This window comes from Hoeflea sp. (assembly GCF_984452065.1).
In genome coordinates this window covers 1-16,461 of sequence record NZ_CFHWAF010000040.1, presented here as the reverse complement: position 1 = coordinate 16,461, position 16,461 = coordinate 1, and the positions used below count along the sequence as shown (strand labels likewise).

Genomic DNA, 16,461 nt, shown 5'->3' with positions numbered 1-16,461 from the left:
GCGCGCCCGCGCGCTGACCCTCTATATACGCCCGGCGCCGCAGAAATCGAATGCCGACCATCTGGCGTTGATCGACGCGCTGGAAAAGCGCGACGCCCCGCTCGCCCGCCGTATCCACCGCGATCACCGCATTGCCGCCAAATCCCTGATGATCTCGCTTTTGCGCAAACACGGTTTTCACCAGGTCTGATTAGCCCGGGCTTGCTCTACAGCGCCGCGGCAACCCTGCTGCCTTGATCGATCGCGCGTTTGGCGTCGAGTTCGCCGGCCTTGAAAGCACCGCCAATCGTCTGGCTGGCAATTCCGCGTGCCTGAAGCGCGGCGGCGAGACTGACGTCTGAAAGCTGTCCTGCGCACACGACAATCGTGTCGACCTCAAGCCATTGAGGATCGCGCCGCTCCTCTCCGAACGAGATGCGCAGACCCCTGTCGCCGATTTCCTCGTAATTGACATTGCCGAGCATATGCACGTCCTTCATGGCCAGTGCCGCCCGGTGGATCCAGCCGGTGGTCTTGCCGAGACTTGCGCCATGCTTTTTCGACTTGCGCTGCAGCAGGGTGATGTTCCGCGGCGAAGCTTCGGGCTGAGCGCCCTGCGGGCTCAGGCCGCCGCGCGACTGCGACGGGTCGCCGACGCCCCATTCCTTCTTCCACAGGTCGAGATCCTCCGTCGGCGACGGGCCTTCATGGGCCAGGAACTCGCAGACGTCAAAGCCGATACCGCCGGCGCCAATGACCGCGACCTTTTTGCCGACCGGCTTCTCGTCGCGCAGCACATCAATATAACTCAGGACGCTCGGATGGTTCTGACCCGGTATCTCCGGGTCGCGCGGCAAGACGCCGGTCGCGACAATCACCTCGTCAAAACCCTGTTCGGCAAGCGTGCCCGGCTCAACCGCTTTTCCGAGCACGGTCCGGACCTGTTTGAGCTCAAGCTGGCGCTTATAGTAGTCGACCAGGCCGTGGAACTCTTCCTTTCCGGGGATCTTCTTGGCCATGTTGAGCTGGCCGCCGATTTCTTCCGCCTTGTCGAACAGTGTCACCTCGTGACCGCGCTCGGCCGCGACGATCGCCGCCGAAAGGCCGGCGGGTCCGGCTCCGACCACGGCGATCCGGCGCGGATTGTCGGTGGGCAGATAGTTCAGCTCCGTTTCGTGGCAGGCACGCGGATTGACGAGGCAGGTGGAAAGCTGCATCTGGAAGGTGTGGTCGAGGCAGGCCTGGTTGCAGGCGATGCAGGGCGCGATTTCGTCTGACCGTCCTTCCTTTGCCTTGTTGACGAATTCCGCGTCGGCCAGGAACGGCCGGGCCATGGACACCATGTCGGCGCAGCCGTCGGCAAGAACCTCTTCGGCGATCTCCGGCGAGTTGATCCGGTTCGACGTGATCAGCGGCACCGACACCTGGCCCATCAGCTTTTTTGTCACCCAGGTGAAGGCCCGCCGCGGAACCGAGGTGGCGATGGTCGGTATGCGCGCCTCATGCCAGCCGATGCCGGTATTGATGATCGTCGCGCCGGCCGCCTCGATGGCCTTGGCCAGTTGAACGACCTCTTCCCAGGTCGAGCCATCCGGCACGAGATCGATCATCGAAAGCCGGTAGATGATGATGAAATCGTCGCCGACGGCCTGCCTCACGCGCTTGACGATCTCGACCGGCAGCCGCATGCGGTTTTCGTAGCTGCCGCCCCAGTCGTCCTCGCGCTTGTTCGTATGGGTGACGAGGAACTGGTTGATGAAATAGCCCTCTGAGCCCATGATCTCCACGCCGTCATAACCGGCTTCACGGGCCAGCGACGCGCAATTGGCGAAATCGGCGATCTGTTTCTCGATGCCCGCCTCATCGAGTTCGATGGGCGCAAAGGGCGAGATCGGCGATTTGACGGCCGACGCCGACACGCCGCCCTTGTGATAGGCGTAACGTCCGGAATGCAGGATCTGCATGGCGATCTTGCCGCCCTCGGCATGGACGGCGCGGGTCGTCGGCACATGTTCGGCCACTTCTTCCATGACGGAGAGTTTTCCGGCGCCGGGAAGGGCGGCGCCTTCCTCGTTCGGGGCAACGCCGCCGGTGACCATAAGCCCGACGCCGCCGCGCGCGCGCTCGGCGAAATAGGCCGCGACACGCTCATGCGCCTTGCGGTCCTCAAGGCCCGTATGCATCGAACCCATGAGGATCCGGTTGGGCAGGGTCGTAAAACCCAGATCGAGCTGCCTGAAGATGTGAGGATAGTGTGTCATGGATGTTCCCGTTCCAAATGCTCGGCTTTGATCACTGGCCGCCGGCGGCGCGGATTTGCGCAAGGCCGGCGCCCGCGCGCTCGCCCATCTTTTCCGCCAGGGCCGCGAGCGCATTGGCGGGCCGGATCATCACCTCGAATTCGGCGATCAGCCCGTCATCGTTGAACCGGATCATGTCGATACCCTTGAGGCTCCTCTCGCCGATATGCGCCTCAAATTCCAGAACGACGCTCTTTCCGTCTGCCGAGGCGAACTGCCGGTGATAGCGGAAATCCTCGAAGATCCCGGCAACCGTACCGATAATGAAGGCAAACGCGTCCTTGCCGTGATAGGGCTTGAAGAAGGCGGGCGAGCGGAAAACCACTGCATCGGACGATATGGCGGCAAGGCCGCTTGTATCGCCGCTGATAAGCATGTCGTGCCACTGATCCAGTGTGTTCCGGGCTGCCTGCGAAATGCCGGGCAATGCTGACATGGCGATCCTCCCTTAACCGTAAGCCTTATCGATTTATATGTGCATTGACACATATATGCAAAGTTTAATAAGAATGGCAAGACAAAACGGAGGTTGCCTCTTGGCCTTGTCCCACGCCATCCTCGTGTGCCTGACCGAACGGCCGATGTCGGGCTATGACCTCGGAAAGTTCTTCGACACCTCGGTCGGCTTTTTCTGGCGGGCGACCCACCCGCAGATTTATCGCGAGATGAAGAAGCTTGGCGAACAGGGTTATGTGACCTCGGCCGAGGAAATCCAGTCCGGCAAACCCAACCGTATCGTCTACAGCATTACCGATGCCGGAAGGGCCGCCTTGAAAGACTGGTCAAGAGAGCCCGTCGGCCCGCCCCTCATAAAGGACGATCTTCTGGTTCGGTTGCAGGCGATCGAGCATATTGATCGCGATGCATTGCGCGTGCAGATTGCCGGTCGCCTTCAGGTGCATCGCCAGCAGCTCGAGCAGTATTTTCATATTCGCGATGTGCGGTTCAGCGATGGCGAGCCGTTGCCGCACGATCTGGGCAAGCTCATGGGGCTTGAACTCGGCATAAAATATGAGAAGGGCTGGATCGAGTGGTGCGAGGACGTGCTCAAGCGGCTCGGCTGATCGGTGATGCGGCCCACGAGGGAAGCCGGCAGCGTCCTTGCCGCCGGCTTCAGACCGTTCGGCCCTCAGCGCGCCGCCGTGCTGCTGGACAGTGTCAACGCGCCGATACCGGCCGATGCGTTGAGGCCTATATTGCTGCTCACGCTGACCGGAACCAGGTTGAGATTGTTCTTCAGGTTGCCCACCAGCACATTTGCGCCGACGCCGATTCCAAGGCCGGCCGCCGCTGAAATGCCCACATAGGTGCCGTCCAGCCGTCCGCGCGGAACCTGATAGGTGGGTGCGTAGACGGCCCAGACAACGCGTTCGCTGCGTTTGAAGCCTATGTCGGCCCCCACCTTGGTTATCGAACCGGTGTAATACTCGACGTCTTCGCCGTGACCGCGATTTCGAAACGAGCATGACAGGTCGGTGGACGAGCCGACGACATAGCCGATGCCGCCGTAGCTCGTGCAACTGAGCATGCCGATTTTGGTGAAGTGCTGCTTTGCCGCCGGAGCCGGGGCAATGTCCTGCACGGGCGTATCCGCCGCCCCGGCAGCGCCCGCATGGAAGAGTGCCGCCATGGTTGCGGCGATGGCGGTTCGCCTGTTTTTGCTGATCATGTGTCGCTCCTGCCTCTTTCTTTGCTGATCCGCGGCCGCCGTCCACGGGCCGGTACGGAGCCTGGGATCAACAATCAACAGGAAGTCCAGATTCACGGCCAAAGTGAGCCGTCATTGTGATGCTTCGCGGGCAATATGACGTCAAAAACGCGCCGAACCCGTCACTAAGCCACGGGCTGCAACGTACAAGGCAGCGTGATACAGGTTTGTTTACCCGAGATTATTTCTTGATCGCTATTTTGGACGACGGCCAGAGTTGCGCTAAGATGTCTGCAGTTCGTGCGCATGCGGGCCGTGGACAGGAAAGGGCCGGACCATGATGCGAACCGTCTTTTATGTGCTATCAGCCGTCTCGCTGATCCTGATCGGTCTGGTATCGCTTTCGTGGCCGCCCGTTCTTTGGGCACTCATCATCGTGGTGCCGCTTATCCTCGTCGGCATCTATGACATACTCTGGGCCGGGCATAACGTCCTTCACAACTATCCGGTGATCGGCCATCTGCGCTACGCGCTTGAGTTCATCAGCCCGGAAATCCATCAATATTTCATCGAAAGCAATGAGGACGGCAGACCCTATAGCCGTCTTCAGCGTCACCTCGTTTACGCCCGCGCGCAGCAGGCGGTGGACACGCAGCCGTTCGGCACGCAAAGGGAGATCATGGAGGTCGGTTTCATCCGCGCGAGCCATTCCCTGGCGCCGAAGACCGTGCCGCGTGATGAGGCGCGCATCCGTGTCGGCGGCTCCGAATGCACCAGACCCTATCTGGCTTCAAGGCTGAATATCTCGGCCATGAGCTTCGGTGCGCTGAGTCCGACCGCTATTCATGCCCTCAACGCCGGTGCGCGGCGCGGCAACTTTGCGCATAATACGGGCGAGGGGGGCTTGAGCCCCTATCACCTCGCCGGCGGCGGCGACATCATCTTCCAGATCGGCACGGGATATTTCGGCTGCCGCACACCGGAAGGCGCATTCGACGAGGACAAGTTTGTCGATATCGCCAGACATGATGTGGTTCGCATGATCGAGATCAAACTGTCGCAAGGGGCCAAACCTGCCCATGGCGGCGTACTGCCAGCCGCCAAGGTGGACGAGGAGATCTCACGCATTCGCGGCGTACCGATGGGCCGCGACGTCATCTCCCCGCCGGCGCACTCGACATTCTCGTCGCCCGAAGGCCTGCTTCAATGGGTTGCCCGCCTGCGCGAACTGAGCGATGGAAAACCGATCGGGTTCAAACTCTGCGTTGGCCGCCGGCACGAGTTCATGGGCATCGTCAAGGCCATGCTGAAGACCGGCATCACGCCCGATTTCATCACCGTTGACGGTGCGGAGGGCGGCACCGGGGCGGCACCGCTCGAGTTTACCGACCGTCTGGGCATGCCGATCAATGAGGGCCTGACCTTCGTGCATTCATGCCTTGTCGGGGCTTCTTTGAGAGACCGGCTGAGGCTGATTTCGAGCGCCAAGATCGTCACCGGCTTCAACATGGTGGAAAAGGTGTCGCTCGGCGCGGACATGTGCAACATGGCGCGGCCCATGCTGTTCGCGCTTGGATGCATCCAGGCCGTGCGCTGCAACACAAATACCTGTCCGACCGGAATAGCGACGCAGGACCGTCAGCGTGCGAAGGCCGTCGACGTTGAATCGCGCCAGATACGCGTGGCGAATTTCCACGGCGCGACGATTGAGAGTTTTCTGGATCTCGTCGGCGCCATGGGTTTGACCTCGCCATCGCAGCTGTCGCCGGACCTGATCTATCAGCGCGTCGCCGATGAAACCGAGCGTTCCTACGACGAGATCTATCCGTTGCTGGAGCCGGGCGAACTTCTCGGGAAGAAAATCAATCCGGCCTATGCGGAACATTGGGGCAAGGCGAGCGCCGAAGCCTTTTAGGCTTTTGCCGGCTCGACCGTTTTTGGTGCCTCGGGCGAGCGCATCGCCAGCAGCGCCGTTACGGCGTTGATGATCGCAAGGGCCAGGATCGCCCATATAACATGTTGAATATGGGCGAGCGATGCCATGAGGAAGGAAAGTCCGATTCCGACAATCCGCACGGCCACCTTGGAAACGCCGATGCCGGTAACGACATATTCTTCCGGTGCTATATCGATGAAATAGAGATAGCGGGCGGTTGAAACGCCGCGCACCGCGACGGTCACGATAAACAATGCGATCGCGTGGATATAGGGAGCGCTCACAATCGGAATGAAAAAGTCGAAGACGAGCAGAGCACCGGCGCAGGCGGCGAGGCAGGCGCCGATGACCATCACGAGGCGGGTCGACTTCGTTCCAATCGCACCCCAGAGCGGTCCTGATACAAAAAGGGCGCCGGCTGAGGATATGATGAGCGCAGCGAGCCCTTTAGGTGACTGGTGATGGGCGAGCGCGGCAAGAATGGCATAGAAGGGAACGGACAATTCCACAGTCAGCAGCGCCAGGCGAAGGCGAAGATAACTGCGGAACCAGTCCATTGACAGCAAGAGGCGGAGAATTTTGTAGACCTCCCGCAACTGCCGGCTGATCAAGGCCGGCAGGCGCTCCCGCTTTGGCGGCGCCTCGTTGCCGGTGCCCGATTCGGGTGCGATGCTGTATTCGCGAACCAGCAATATCACGATACTTGCGATAACAAAGCACACGACGCCGATCGACACCAAGATGACGTGACGGTCGAAAGGCGGATCGTCAAAAAACCTGCGATGAGCACTCCAGGCCAGACCGCAGGCAAGCATTCCTCCGAGCGTCATGACCGAGTACATCAGGATGTTCCGCGAGCTGGAGTTCAGCACATCACTGTAAAATCCGGCCGTTACGATAGCCTGATATTCGGAGGCGGCGCCGACGATCAATATGCAGAAAATGAAGCAGATCGCCACGATCGTCGGTGTGCCGAATGCGGCAGCCGTCAGCGCGACGACGAAGCTGGCGGCCAGGACGATGTCCGTGGCGGCGAGATCACGCTTCTTCTCAATACGCTTAGCTGCAATCGGGGTTCCAAATGTCGCGGTAAAAAGTCGCGCTGCCTGACTGAAGGTGACGAGGATTCCTGCGAGGAAAACCGGCAGTTGCAGCGAGATGGCTATATAGGTGAGAACGACCGACGGGTTCGCCATGGTCCAGGCAACAGTTGAAAGGGTGCCCTGTCCGGTAAGGACGGACAGGTTGCGTCGTTCCTGTGAAGCGTTTGAGGCGTTCATCTTTCTTCAGTGTCTGCGGGCCGGAAACAGGCCCAAAACAGCTTAAAAGTAATGGTTTCACCTCAATGTGATAACATATGATAGCTTATTTTGAGTTAAGAGATAATCGACGTCACCAGTCCTCGCCTGTGTTGATCTGAAACTGCCGCACGGCTCCCAGCAGTCAGCCTCCTATTTCGGCCAGGGCTGACAAACATGAGACTGGGTTGAACGGTTGGGAAACCCGAATTGACAGCAAAATCAATCGAAATCGCGATTGTCGACGATCACCAGATGTTTGCCGACGGGCTTGCCGGGCTGATTTGCGGGATCGGCGACCACTATAAGTGCACGCCGATCGCATCGCCGCTCACGGCCTTGCGCATGGTCGGGGAGGGGCAGCGGTTCGACCTGATCATATCCGACCTGATCATGGACAGCATCAACGGCATAGCATTCGTCAAGGCGCTGCGCACGCGCGGGGCCAGGATGCCGGTTCTTATTGTCTCGGGCATCAGCACGGCGCCGCCGATTGAGGAGGCGCTGCGCCTTGGCGCGCAGGGTTTCATACCCAAATCGGCTTCTTCGACCATGCTTGCGGAGGCACTTGAGACCGTCATTGCCGGCGACATATTTCTGCCTCCGAAGCTTTGGGACATCTATCAGCACAACAGCCGCTCTCCCGCTGCGGCGTACCCCGCGGCGGAGGAGGTGGTGGTCAGGCTCAGCCAGCGTCAGCTTGAAGTTCTCCAACTGGTCTCGGAAGGGTATTCGAACCGCAGGACCGCCGGTGTGCTCCAGATGAGCGAGAACACCGTCAAGACCCATCTCAAACGGATTTTCCAGATCCTGGGTGTCAACACCCGGGCCGCCTGTGTGCGCCGGGCGCAGTCACTCGGCATGATCGATTAGGAACCATCGGGCGGCCGGGTGCGCGAAGCAGGTTCGTCGGTCGCCGTGTCGGAACCGCACGCGCTGATTTGCGCCAGCTCGAGATAAAGCGTCCCCGCATCAATCGGCTTCGTCAGCAACAGGGCACCGGCCGGCAAGTCGTTCTTGCTGATCCCGTTGATGTTCCCGGTCATGACGATGGCCGGAAGGTCCCGTTTCACAGTCGATCTTATAAGCTCGACAAGGTCCGTTCCGCCGAGGGTTCCGGGCAGGCGTAAATCCGTTATCAGCACATCCGGAGAGACGTCGAGGACCGTGATGAGTTCGGTAGCCTGCGACACGGAAGACGCACAAAACACCTCGCAGCCCCAATCCGACAGGATAACGGCCATGCTGTCCAGGATGGTGCGCTCGTCATCAACGACCAGCACACTCATGCGCAGTGCATCCCTCTGCTCGCTGGGTGGTGAGCTGGTTTCCGGCATCGATCCCGATATCGGCAGGCGGAAGGTGAAGCAACTGCCCCTGTCGGGATGTGATGTCAGCCGGTGGTCGATTTCCAGCAGATTGCACAGCCGCCGCACGATCGAAAGTCCAAGCCCGAGCCCCTTTGCGCGATCCCTTTCGTCGTTTTGCAATTGGACGTACTCATCGAATATCTCGCCGATCTTGTCGGCGGGAATGCCGATCCCGGTATCCTGCACTTCGAATACAAGATGCCCGCCATCCTCCCGGAACCGGACGACAACCCGGCCTTTGGGCGGCGTGAATTTGACTGCATTCGAGATGACGTTTCTCAAAACCCTCGAGAACAGGTAAGGGTCGGTGTCCGTCGCCACCTTGTACGTGTCCGCGGTCAGCAGGATGTGTTTTCGCTCCGCTGCGTCGGCAAATTCGTCGACAATATCGGACACCAGCGTGGACAGTTCCACCGGAACGATGTTGGGCACGACGCTTCCGGCCTCAAGCCGGGATATATCGACCAGGCCCTCAAGCATGCTGCCCATGCTTCGCCAACTGGCTTCGATCTTTTGCAGCAATTCGTACTGATCCGGCTGCGTGAGCTTGCGGCGCAGGGCGGCAATATAGTTGCCCTGTGCGTGCAGGGGCTGCGCGAGATCGTGGCTTGTCGCCGCAAGGAACCGGGTTTTGTCGTCGTTTATCTTTTCGATCGCATCGCGCTGTTCTTTCAGTGTCTCGACCATGCCGTCGTGCTGCTGGCGCGATATCAGGCTTGTAACCGTGGTGCGGTGTATGTTGCGCGCGATGAGCATGTAGGGCAGGAACATCACGATCGACACGAAGCCGAAACGCCACTCCGGCACGGGCGCGGCCGCAATCAGATACGATCCGTAAATGAGAAGTGCCGAACCGGCCGCCGCCGCATAGGAACGCGGAAAGGCTCCGTGACTGACAATCGCCGCGGTGGAATAGGCAAAAATGGCGAGAAAGGTGCTGGCAATCGAGAGCTCGGACGAAACCTTCGTGAGCGCCGCCATGCCGGTGCCCCATACGAGACCGGAGACAAGGGCGTTGATCGTGTTGAAGAACAGATATGTGCGAATGTTCGAACGGTTGAACGGATGACGTTTTTGCACCGCTATATATGCAAAGGGCATGCAGCCGGCGATGAAAACCGATGCCAGCCACCCTGCGGCGACATTTGCCGGCACCCTGTCAAGAAGCAGCGAGACGCAAAGCATCGCAAACAGAAAGGAGGATGTTGCCGCAATCGGTGAGCGGGCAAGCAACTGCCGGGCGATCCCTATGTCGATCAGCCTGTCGTCAGCCTGCGCCTCGGTTTGCGTCATGTGAACGTCCCCTGACGTGGTTCTGATATCCATCGCCGTGTCCTTTGACAGTCATATTCAAAACCGTGCGGCTTTGCCAATGTCCGACGCTGCCGATTCCCTATGCAAACGAATGTGTTAGTCCCCAGCCTGTCACCCATTCGGGTGATTGAGCGCGGTGAGGGTGTCCCCTAACGTCCGCGTGTCGCTCACGGCGATGGGCTGTCGATTCGTGCCCGAGCCTTTACCGGACGTTTTTCCGGTTTTGGCGTCGCAATGGACGCGCACCAGCGGCGGTGTAGCCGTGCGCGTCGGTTAGGGACGCAAGCCGCAGGGGATGGCGAGCGTCCTTGTAAGTGATTTGTCGTTTGTGCGACGTCTACGCCCAGACGTCGTTCGGCAAATGATAGGCAGGACCGCCCGTTATACGCCTCAACGGGCCGGTCCTGCCTTATTTGTTTTCAAGAAGCGGACGGGATCTGTCCGACCGGTCAGCGTGCCGAACCCGACGCGCCCGTCATCTGCTGCCTGCGCGCACTGGCCGTTGAAGAAAAGGCAGGGCGTCGGGGTCACGTTGATTTCCTCCGCGATCGAATGCTGAACTCAGGGTCTGGGCCAGGGCGTTTCAGCCACGGGTGTCAGCGGCGCTCCGTCCCGGAACCAGCTTAGAAGATTGTCTACCTGCAATCGTGCCATTTCATTCCGGGTAAAATGCGACGCGGACGCGACATGCGGGAGCAGGACCACATTGTCCATCTTCAGGAGCGCTTCCGGGACATGTGGTTCGTTGGCGAACACGTCAAGGCCGGCACTCATGATCGTGCCGTCCTGCAGTGCTTCAATAAGTGCGGTTTCATCGACCGTTGAACCGCGGCCCACATTGATGAAGATTCCATCCCGTCCGAGGGCCCGCAATATGCCGGAATCGATAACGTGCCGGGTCGCGTCTCCTCCCGGCGCCGCGCACAGGAGGATATCGCAGTGGGACGCGAGTTCCCGCAGGCTGGCGCAATAGGGATAGCGTACGTCCTTTACGCGATTGCGGTTGTGATAGCATACCTCCATGTTCATGGCCTCGGCGCGGCGGGCAACGGCGAGGCCGATGCGCCCGAGACCGAATATACCGAGACGCTTTGAGCGCAGTGTTCCGCGGCTGAGGGGGAAGCTGTCCCTCCAGTTTCCGGCGCGCAGCCACCGTTCGGCGGCCGACAGCTCTCTTGCCGTCATGATCATAAGCCCGACGGCCACATCGGCCACTTCTTCGGTAAGAACGTCCGGCGTGTTCGTGACGATGATGTTTCGCCTTGCAGCCTGCGCCGCATCGATATTGTCGTAGCCGACCCCGAAATTCGCGATAATCTCCAGATTTGGCAGCTTCTCCATGAAATCAGCATGGATAGCGACGGGGGGACTGACGGCAATCCCGCGAATTTTATCCGCCACATCGGTTGTCAGACCGTCCAGATCGCTGGTGTGGACCCGGTGGCAGATAAAGGTTTTGGAGCACACGTCCTCGGCTGACGACAAGAGGTTGCCGGCAATCAGTATATCGAATTCGTCCATGGTTTCTCCCCGCTTCTGCAACGCCGTTCTTAAACCGGCATGCCGGCTTGGTGAAGTTCCTTGCAGTTAATATCGGTCATAATATAATTGACACGGTTAACTATATGGGGCGCGGATCGGCGCGACAAGGCGACGAAACATGGACTGTAACTATCGACTGCACAGTCGGCTCGGATACAAGGTCTCCCGGCTCGCGCGACTGATGGAGGCGCGGCTTGAGGAAAAAATCAGCCCGCTCGGCGTAACGCGTCTCATGTGGTGCGTCTTGAGTGGCGTCGGCATGGAGGGTGTCCGAACGCCATCGGAGCTTGCCGCCTATGTCGGCGTCGCCCGGTCGGCCGTGTCGCGCACATTGCGCGCGATGGAGACGATGGAACTCCTCAGCCGGCGGCCGACCGCCGGCGACGGCAGAGGCGTGCAAATCGCCCTGACCGACAAGGGGCGCGACGTGATGGAGCGCTGCAAGGTCCATGTCGATTGGCTCAACGACCATTTCACCTCAAAGATCGCCGTCGCCGAGCTCGAAGTCCTGATGAAGCAAATCGACAGGCTGTCGTCCGGCGAAACACGTGAACTTGATAGCCTTTAGAGCCATGAACTCGAATATCTTTTCCACAAAACACCGCCCGTTTCACCTTGGCCCGTTTCCGCTCGAACGGCTGAGCCGGGCGGAGGCGCATCCCGATTTGTCGGCGGTGCCCGGCATGCAGCCGCTGGATTTCGCACGGCACCCGGAACACTCGCTTGCCCACGCGATCGCCCGCTTCCAGGGCATGCTGGACACCGTGCGTGACGGCAAGATCGTCCATGGCGAAGCCGATATCCCGTCAGACCGGTTCGAGCGCGCGCGCCACCTGAAGGCGGCCGCCTACTATTTCGACGCGTCCATGGTCGGTGTTGCAAGGCTTCAGCCCGGGCATCTGCTCGTCGAACCGATACGAAATCCGATGATCGCCGACCTCAAGGAAGAGCTGGAAGCCGGGCAACCCAAGAGCTTTGCCTCGGGTGTGGACGCGATCTATGCCGATGTGCTCGAATCGGCGAGAGAGGAACTGGGACCCGTCGGCCACCACACCCATGCCCTCGTTTTCCTGGTGGAATTCACCCGCGAGCCGCGTCCGGATGAGCCGGGAACGGAATGGTTCATCGACACACAGGCCGAACGCGCTGCGCTTTTGACCTCCAATGTGGCGGTGGTGATCGCCAATTATCTTCGCATGCTCGGCCATGAAGCGCGTGCGCACTCGGCAACGACCAGCGATGTCGATCTCGGCAGGCTCGCCGTTTCGTCGGGACTGTGCGCTCCCGGACCGCAAGGCGCGAAGACCGTTCTGATCAACCCGTTTGTCGGTTCCCGTTTTGGTCTCGCCGCCGTCACAACGACGCTGGATATGGAAGAGGATCTGCCGCTCGGGCCGGGTGGCGGGCGCACCGGCTGGCGCTCGCACGGCCCCGACTGGTGGATGGGGCGGGGAACGCAGCGCCGGGCGGCAACGGCAACGCCCTATGCCGGCCGGGACTTCCGCATGGGCCCGCACCCTTTCGAGACGATCAAGCGGACAGATAAACCCACAACCTTCATCGACGAGGAGCGGGTCCCGCGCTTTCCCAAACGCGCCGATTTCTTCGCCCGCGCCCTTTTTGGCGATATGGGCCGCAAGGTTCAGCAAGGAGCCAAGGGCGGAATGTATGTCATGAAGAGCCCCATCGGCGCCTGCGCCCGGCGGGCTTTGGGCGCTCTTCTCCTTTTGCAGTTCGGCGAGGCGCGTGGACCGGTCTCACCCGATGCTGGCGATCCGCAGCGCAATGCCGATAATCTCAAGGCCGCGTCCTACTATCTGTCCGCCGATGCGGTCGGTCTCAGCCGTGTTCCGGACTGGGCCTATTATTCCCACGATGCCGGCGGCAACCCGCTGGAGCCCTATCACGACAACGGTGTTTCCCTGCTTCTTGACCAGGGCTTTGACACGATGGAAGGCGCCAGCGGCGATGACTGGATTTCCGTTGCCCAGTCGATGCGCGCCTATTTGCGGTTCTCGCTGCTCGGCGGCGTCATTGGCGAGCAGATCCGGCGGCTCGGCTATTCCGCACGTGTGCATTCGGTGCTGGATGGCGACGTCCTGCAACCGCCATTGCTGTTGCTGGCCGGGCTCGGTGAGGTCAGCCGGATCGGTGAAGTCATCCTCAACCCGTTTCTGGGGCCGCGTCTGAAATCGGGTGTTGTGACCACCTCGATGCCGATGAGCCACGACAAGCCCATCGACTTCGGCCTCCAGCACTTCTGCAATTCCTGCAACAAATGCGCCCGCGAATGCCCTTCGGGCGCGATCACCGCCGGTCCGAAGCTGATGTATAACGGCTATGAGATCTGGAAGTCGGACGCCGAAAAATGTGCCCGGTATCGGATTACCAATACGGCGGGCGGCATGTGCGGACGATGCATGAAGACATGCCCGTGGAACCTTGAGGGCCTGTTTTCCGATGAGGCGTTCCGCTGGCTGGCGATAAACGCGCCGGCGAGTGCCAGGACGCTGGCCGCGCTCGATGACCGCCTCGGAAGAGGCGAGATCAATCCGGTCAAAAAGTGGTGGTGGGATATCGAACTGGATGTTGAAGCCGGGCGATACGTGCCCGCTTCGGCAACCAATGAGCGGGGCTTGTCGAAGGATCTGAAGCTCGACTATGCCGACCAGACGCTTGCCGTCTATCCGGCCGACATCATGCCGCCGCCTTATCCCGTTGTCCATCCACTGGACCGGGAGGAGGGCATCAAGCGTTACCGGTCAATGCTGACGCCTCAAGCCTATCGCGACAAACTGTCGAAGGGGGAAACCGAAGGGCTTGCGCCGGCGGCGCGCACGCCCCCGACCGATCCCGATGTCTTCCCGGTCCTTGTGTCCAGCCGCTCGGACCCCGCACCGGACATTGTGCGCTTTGAGCTCAAACGAGCGGACGGCAAGCCGCTTCCGCGGGTGGAGGCCGGCGCCCATGTCGATGTGGTCATAGCGCCCGAATATCAACGGCAATACTCGCTTGCGGGCGATCCTGCCGACGCGGAAAAATATGTCCTCGGCGTGCAGAGGGAACAGCAGGGACGCGGCGGTTCGCTCCTGATGCACCGGGTGTTCAAGGAGGGAAGACGGGTTTTCATCTCCAAGCCGCGAAACCATTTTCAGCTCGATGAGAGCGCCGAGTTTTCGCTGCTGATGGCCGGGGGCATCGGGGTGACGCCGTTGATGACGATGGCGCACCGGCTGCATGCGCTTGATAAGGAGTTCATCCTGCACTACAGCGCAGAGTCAGCGGCCCGGTCAGGCTTCGCCGGAGAACTGAAATCGATGCCCTGGGCGGAGCGCGTCTTCTGCCATTTTTCAGGCGAGGGGCAACGGGCGAACCTGGCTGAGCTCATTCCCGAATACCGGCCCGGTTTTCGCATCTACACCTGTGGAGCCGACCGCTACATGGATGCGGTCTTCGAAGCCGCCGCCGCCAAGAACTGGCCTGAGGAAGCACTCCTGAAGGAGTATTTTTCGGTTCCCGAGACGCCGGACTATGTCAATCACGAATTCACCGTGGAACTTGCCCGCTCCGGGCGTGCCGTGAACGTACCGGCGGACCAGACCGCGGCCGATGCGCTGAACGCCGCCGGAATACATGTCGATGTCAAATGTACGGACGGGCTGTGCGGTGTCTGCGCCGCGCCGCTGGTGGAAGGCGACGTGGAGCACCGGGACCACGTATTGTCGTCGAACGAGCGGCAGGAGCGCGTTATCTTATGCTGCTCCAGGGCCCGGGACGCCGGCGGCAAAATAACCGTCGATCTTTAAACCACGCGCCATGCGTGCCGCGTTCTCGAGCGGACCGATTTTCGACCATCAATGCTTCAATTTAAGCCGGACTTGCTCTAGGCTCCTTTTCAGGCACTGAAAGTGCAAAGGGGAAACAGCAAGAAGGCTGAGCGTGCCGTTTAACGAGATGGAAGAAACGGACGGTGTCCGTGCGCCCTACAGGCGCATCGCCGACTGGATAGAGGAAACCGGCACGGAGCTTCTGGGCCGCCGCCGCGACGAGGCGGAAGCGATCTTCCGGAAAATCGGCATTACATTCGCGGTCTACGGGGAGGGCGGAGACCCCGAACGCCTGATCCCGTTCGATCTCATCCCGCGGGCCTTCTCCGCCGCCGAATGGGAGCAGCTTGACCGCGGCATCCGCCAGCGCGCAAGGGCGCTGAACGCCTTTCTCTACGACATCTATCACCGCGGAGAGATCATCAAGGCCGGGGTCATCCCGGGCGAGCTTGTCTATTGCAACTCCGCCTATCTGCCTGAGATGGTGGGCTTTGCGCCGCCCGGCCGTGTCTACAGCCATATTGTCGGCATCGACATCGTGCGTACGGGCGAGGGCGTTTTCCAGGTCCTCGAGGACAATTGCCGCACGCCGTCGGGCGTCAGCTATATGCTGGAAAACCGTGAAATCATGGCACGCATGTTTCCCGATGTCTTCAGCGGCGGCCCGGTCAAGCCGGTCGACCACTACCCGGACGAGCTGTTGCGCACTCTGAAGGAGGTCGCGCCGGCGTCCTGTCCGGGAGAACCGACCGTGGTGCTGCTGACCCCGGGCTCACTCAACTCCGCCTATTACGAGCATTCGTTTCTTGCCGACCTTATGGGGATCGAACTCGTGGAGCCGCAGGACCTCTTTGTCGACGCGGCCAGGGTCTGGATGCGCACGACAAGCGGACCGCGGCGTGTCGATGTCATCTACCGCCGCATTGACGACGACTACATCGATCCGCTGACCTTCCGGCCCGACAGCATGCTGGGGATCGCCGGGCTGTTCGACGCCTACCGGGCCGGCAATGTGAATATCTGTTCGGCTCCCGGCGCCGGCGTCGCCGACGACAAGGCCATCTACATCTACGTTCCGGCGATGATCCGGTTCTATCTCGGCGAGCAGCCGATCCTGGAGAATATCCAGACCTATCAGTGCGGCAGGAAGGACGAACTCGCTTATGTGATGGACAATCTGCACGAACTGGTCGTCAAGGAGGTGCACGGATCCGGCGGCTACGGGATGCTGATCGGCCCGAAGAGCA

General features: G+C 60.6%; 12 protein-coding genes and 1 pseudogene. 7 read left to right on the top strand and 6 right to left on the bottom strand.

What is annotated here, in order from left to right; all coding sequences use genetic code 11:
• A pseudogene (locus AC5E6N_RS09975) lies at positions 1–190 on the top strand (GntR family transcriptional regulator); the annotation flags it as partial.
• 16 nt (positions 191–206) lie between these two features.
• Here the strand turns inward: AC5E6N_RS09975 and AC5E6N_RS09970 are convergent.
• Complete coding sequence (locus AC5E6N_RS09970; protein ID WP_491747682.1) at positions 207–2,240, bottom strand: FAD-dependent oxidoreductase; 2,034 nt, start codon at positions 2,238–2,240, stop codon at positions 207–209.
• Between the two features lie 31 nt (positions 2,241–2,271).
• Positions 2,272–2,715 (bottom strand): nuclear transport factor 2 family protein, encoded by a 444-nt coding sequence (locus AC5E6N_RS09965; protein WP_491747681.1) that lies wholly within the window; start codon positions 2,713–2,715, stop codon positions 2,272–2,274.
• Positions 2,716–2,815: 100 nt separating this feature from the next.
• Between AC5E6N_RS09965 and AC5E6N_RS09960 the strand changes: the two genes are divergently transcribed.
• Positions 2,816–3,343 (top strand): PadR family transcriptional regulator, encoded by a 528-nt coding sequence (locus tag AC5E6N_RS09960; RefSeq protein WP_491747680.1) that lies wholly within the window; start codon positions 2,816–2,818, stop codon positions 3,341–3,343.
• 65 nt (positions 3,344–3,408) lie between these two features.
• Here the strand turns inward: AC5E6N_RS09960 and AC5E6N_RS09955 are convergent, their stop codons facing one another.
• The gene (locus AC5E6N_RS09955; RefSeq protein ID WP_491747679.1) at positions 3,409–3,948 is read right to left on the bottom strand and encodes a DUF992 domain-containing protein; all 540 of its coding nucleotides are present in this window, start codon (positions 3,946–3,948) and stop codon (positions 3,409–3,411) included.
• A gap of 316 nt (positions 3,949–4,264) precedes the next feature.
• On the opposite strand from AC5E6N_RS09955, the gene AC5E6N_RS09950 reads away from it, so the two are divergent.
• On the top strand, positions 4,265–5,842 hold the full coding sequence (locus tag AC5E6N_RS09950) for an FMN-binding glutamate synthase family protein (RefSeq protein WP_491747678.1): 1,578 nt from the start codon (positions 4,265–4,267) through the stop codon (positions 5,840–5,842).
• Here the strand turns inward: AC5E6N_RS09950 and AC5E6N_RS09945 are convergent.
• A complete protein-coding gene (locus tag AC5E6N_RS09945; protein WP_491747677.1) occupies positions 5,839–7,143 on the bottom strand; it encodes an MFS transporter in 1,305 nt (434 codons plus the stop codon). The genes AC5E6N_RS09950 and AC5E6N_RS09945 overlap by 4 nt on opposite strands.
• Before the next feature lie 228 nt (positions 7,144–7,371).
• Here AC5E6N_RS09945 and AC5E6N_RS09940 point away from each other — a divergent pair, with 228 nt between their 5' ends.
• A complete protein-coding gene (locus AC5E6N_RS09940) occupies positions 7,372–8,034 on the top strand; it encodes a response regulator transcription factor (protein WP_491747676.1) in 663 nt (220 codons plus the stop codon).
• Here AC5E6N_RS09940 and AC5E6N_RS09935 read toward each other — a convergent pair.
• Positions 8,031–9,857 (bottom strand): ATP-binding response regulator, encoded by a 1,827-nt coding sequence (locus tag AC5E6N_RS09935; protein ID WP_491747675.1) that lies wholly within the window; start codon positions 9,855–9,857, stop codon positions 8,031–8,033. The two genes, AC5E6N_RS09940 and AC5E6N_RS09935, sit on opposite strands and share 4 nt — an antisense overlap.
• A 549-nt stretch (positions 9,858–10,406) precedes the next feature.
• A complete protein-coding gene (locus AC5E6N_RS09930; protein ID WP_491747674.1) occupies positions 10,407–11,366 on the bottom strand; it encodes a 2-hydroxyacid dehydrogenase in 960 nt (319 codons plus the stop codon).
• A gap of 139 nt (positions 11,367–11,505) precedes the next feature.
• On the opposite strand from AC5E6N_RS09930, the gene AC5E6N_RS09925 reads away from it, so the two are divergent.
• The 3 genes from AC5E6N_RS09925 to AC5E6N_RS09915 all read left to right on the top strand — a co-directional run.
• Positions 11,506–11,955, top strand: coding sequence for a MarR family winged helix-turn-helix transcriptional regulator (locus AC5E6N_RS09925; RefSeq protein ID WP_491747673.1), 450 nt, complete (start codon positions 11,506–11,508; stop codon positions 11,953–11,955).
• A 4-nt stretch (positions 11,956–11,959) separates the two neighbouring features.
• A complete protein-coding gene (locus AC5E6N_RS09920; RefSeq protein WP_491747672.1) occupies positions 11,960–15,193 on the top strand; it encodes a 2Fe-2S iron-sulfur cluster-binding protein in 3,234 nt (1,077 codons plus the stop codon).
• Between the two features lie 148 nt (positions 15,194–15,341).
• Positions 15,342–16,461 (top strand): circularly permuted type 2 ATP-grasp protein (locus AC5E6N_RS09915; protein WP_491747698.1); only part of this gene is annotated, 1,120 nt, incomplete at its 3' end.

Coding starts and splice junctions, on each gene's coding strand:
- AC5E6N_RS09930 (WP_491747674.1), bottom strand. CDS start 11,366: ATGGACGAATTCGATATACTGATTGCCGGCAACCTCTTGTCGTCAGCC.
- AC5E6N_RS09925 (WP_491747673.1), top strand. CDS start 11,506: ATGGACTGTAACTATCGACTGCACAGTCGGCTCGGATACAAGGTCTCC.
- AC5E6N_RS09970 (WP_491747682.1), bottom strand. CDS start 2,240: ATGACACACTATCCTCACATCTTCAGGCAGCTCGATCTGGGTTTTACG.
- AC5E6N_RS09920 (WP_491747672.1), top strand. CDS start 11,960: ATGAACTCGAATATCTTTTCCACAAAACACCGCCCGTTTCACCTTGGC.
- AC5E6N_RS09945 (WP_491747677.1), bottom strand. CDS start 7,143: ATGAACGCCTCAAACGCTTCACAGGAACGACGCAACCTGTCCGTCCTT.
- AC5E6N_RS09955 (WP_491747679.1), bottom strand. CDS start 3,948: ATGATCAGCAAAAACAGGCGAACCGCCATCGCCGCAACCATGGCGGCA.
- AC5E6N_RS09965 (WP_491747681.1), bottom strand. CDS start 2,715: ATGTCAGCATTGCCCGGCATTTCGCAGGCAGCCCGGAACACACTGGAT.
- AC5E6N_RS09935 (WP_491747675.1), bottom strand. CDS start 9,857: ATGGATATCAGAACCACGTCAGGGGACGTTCACATGACGCAAACCGAG.
- AC5E6N_RS09950 (WP_491747678.1), top strand. CDS start 4,265: ATGATGCGAACCGTCTTTTATGTGCTATCAGCCGTCTCGCTGATCCTG.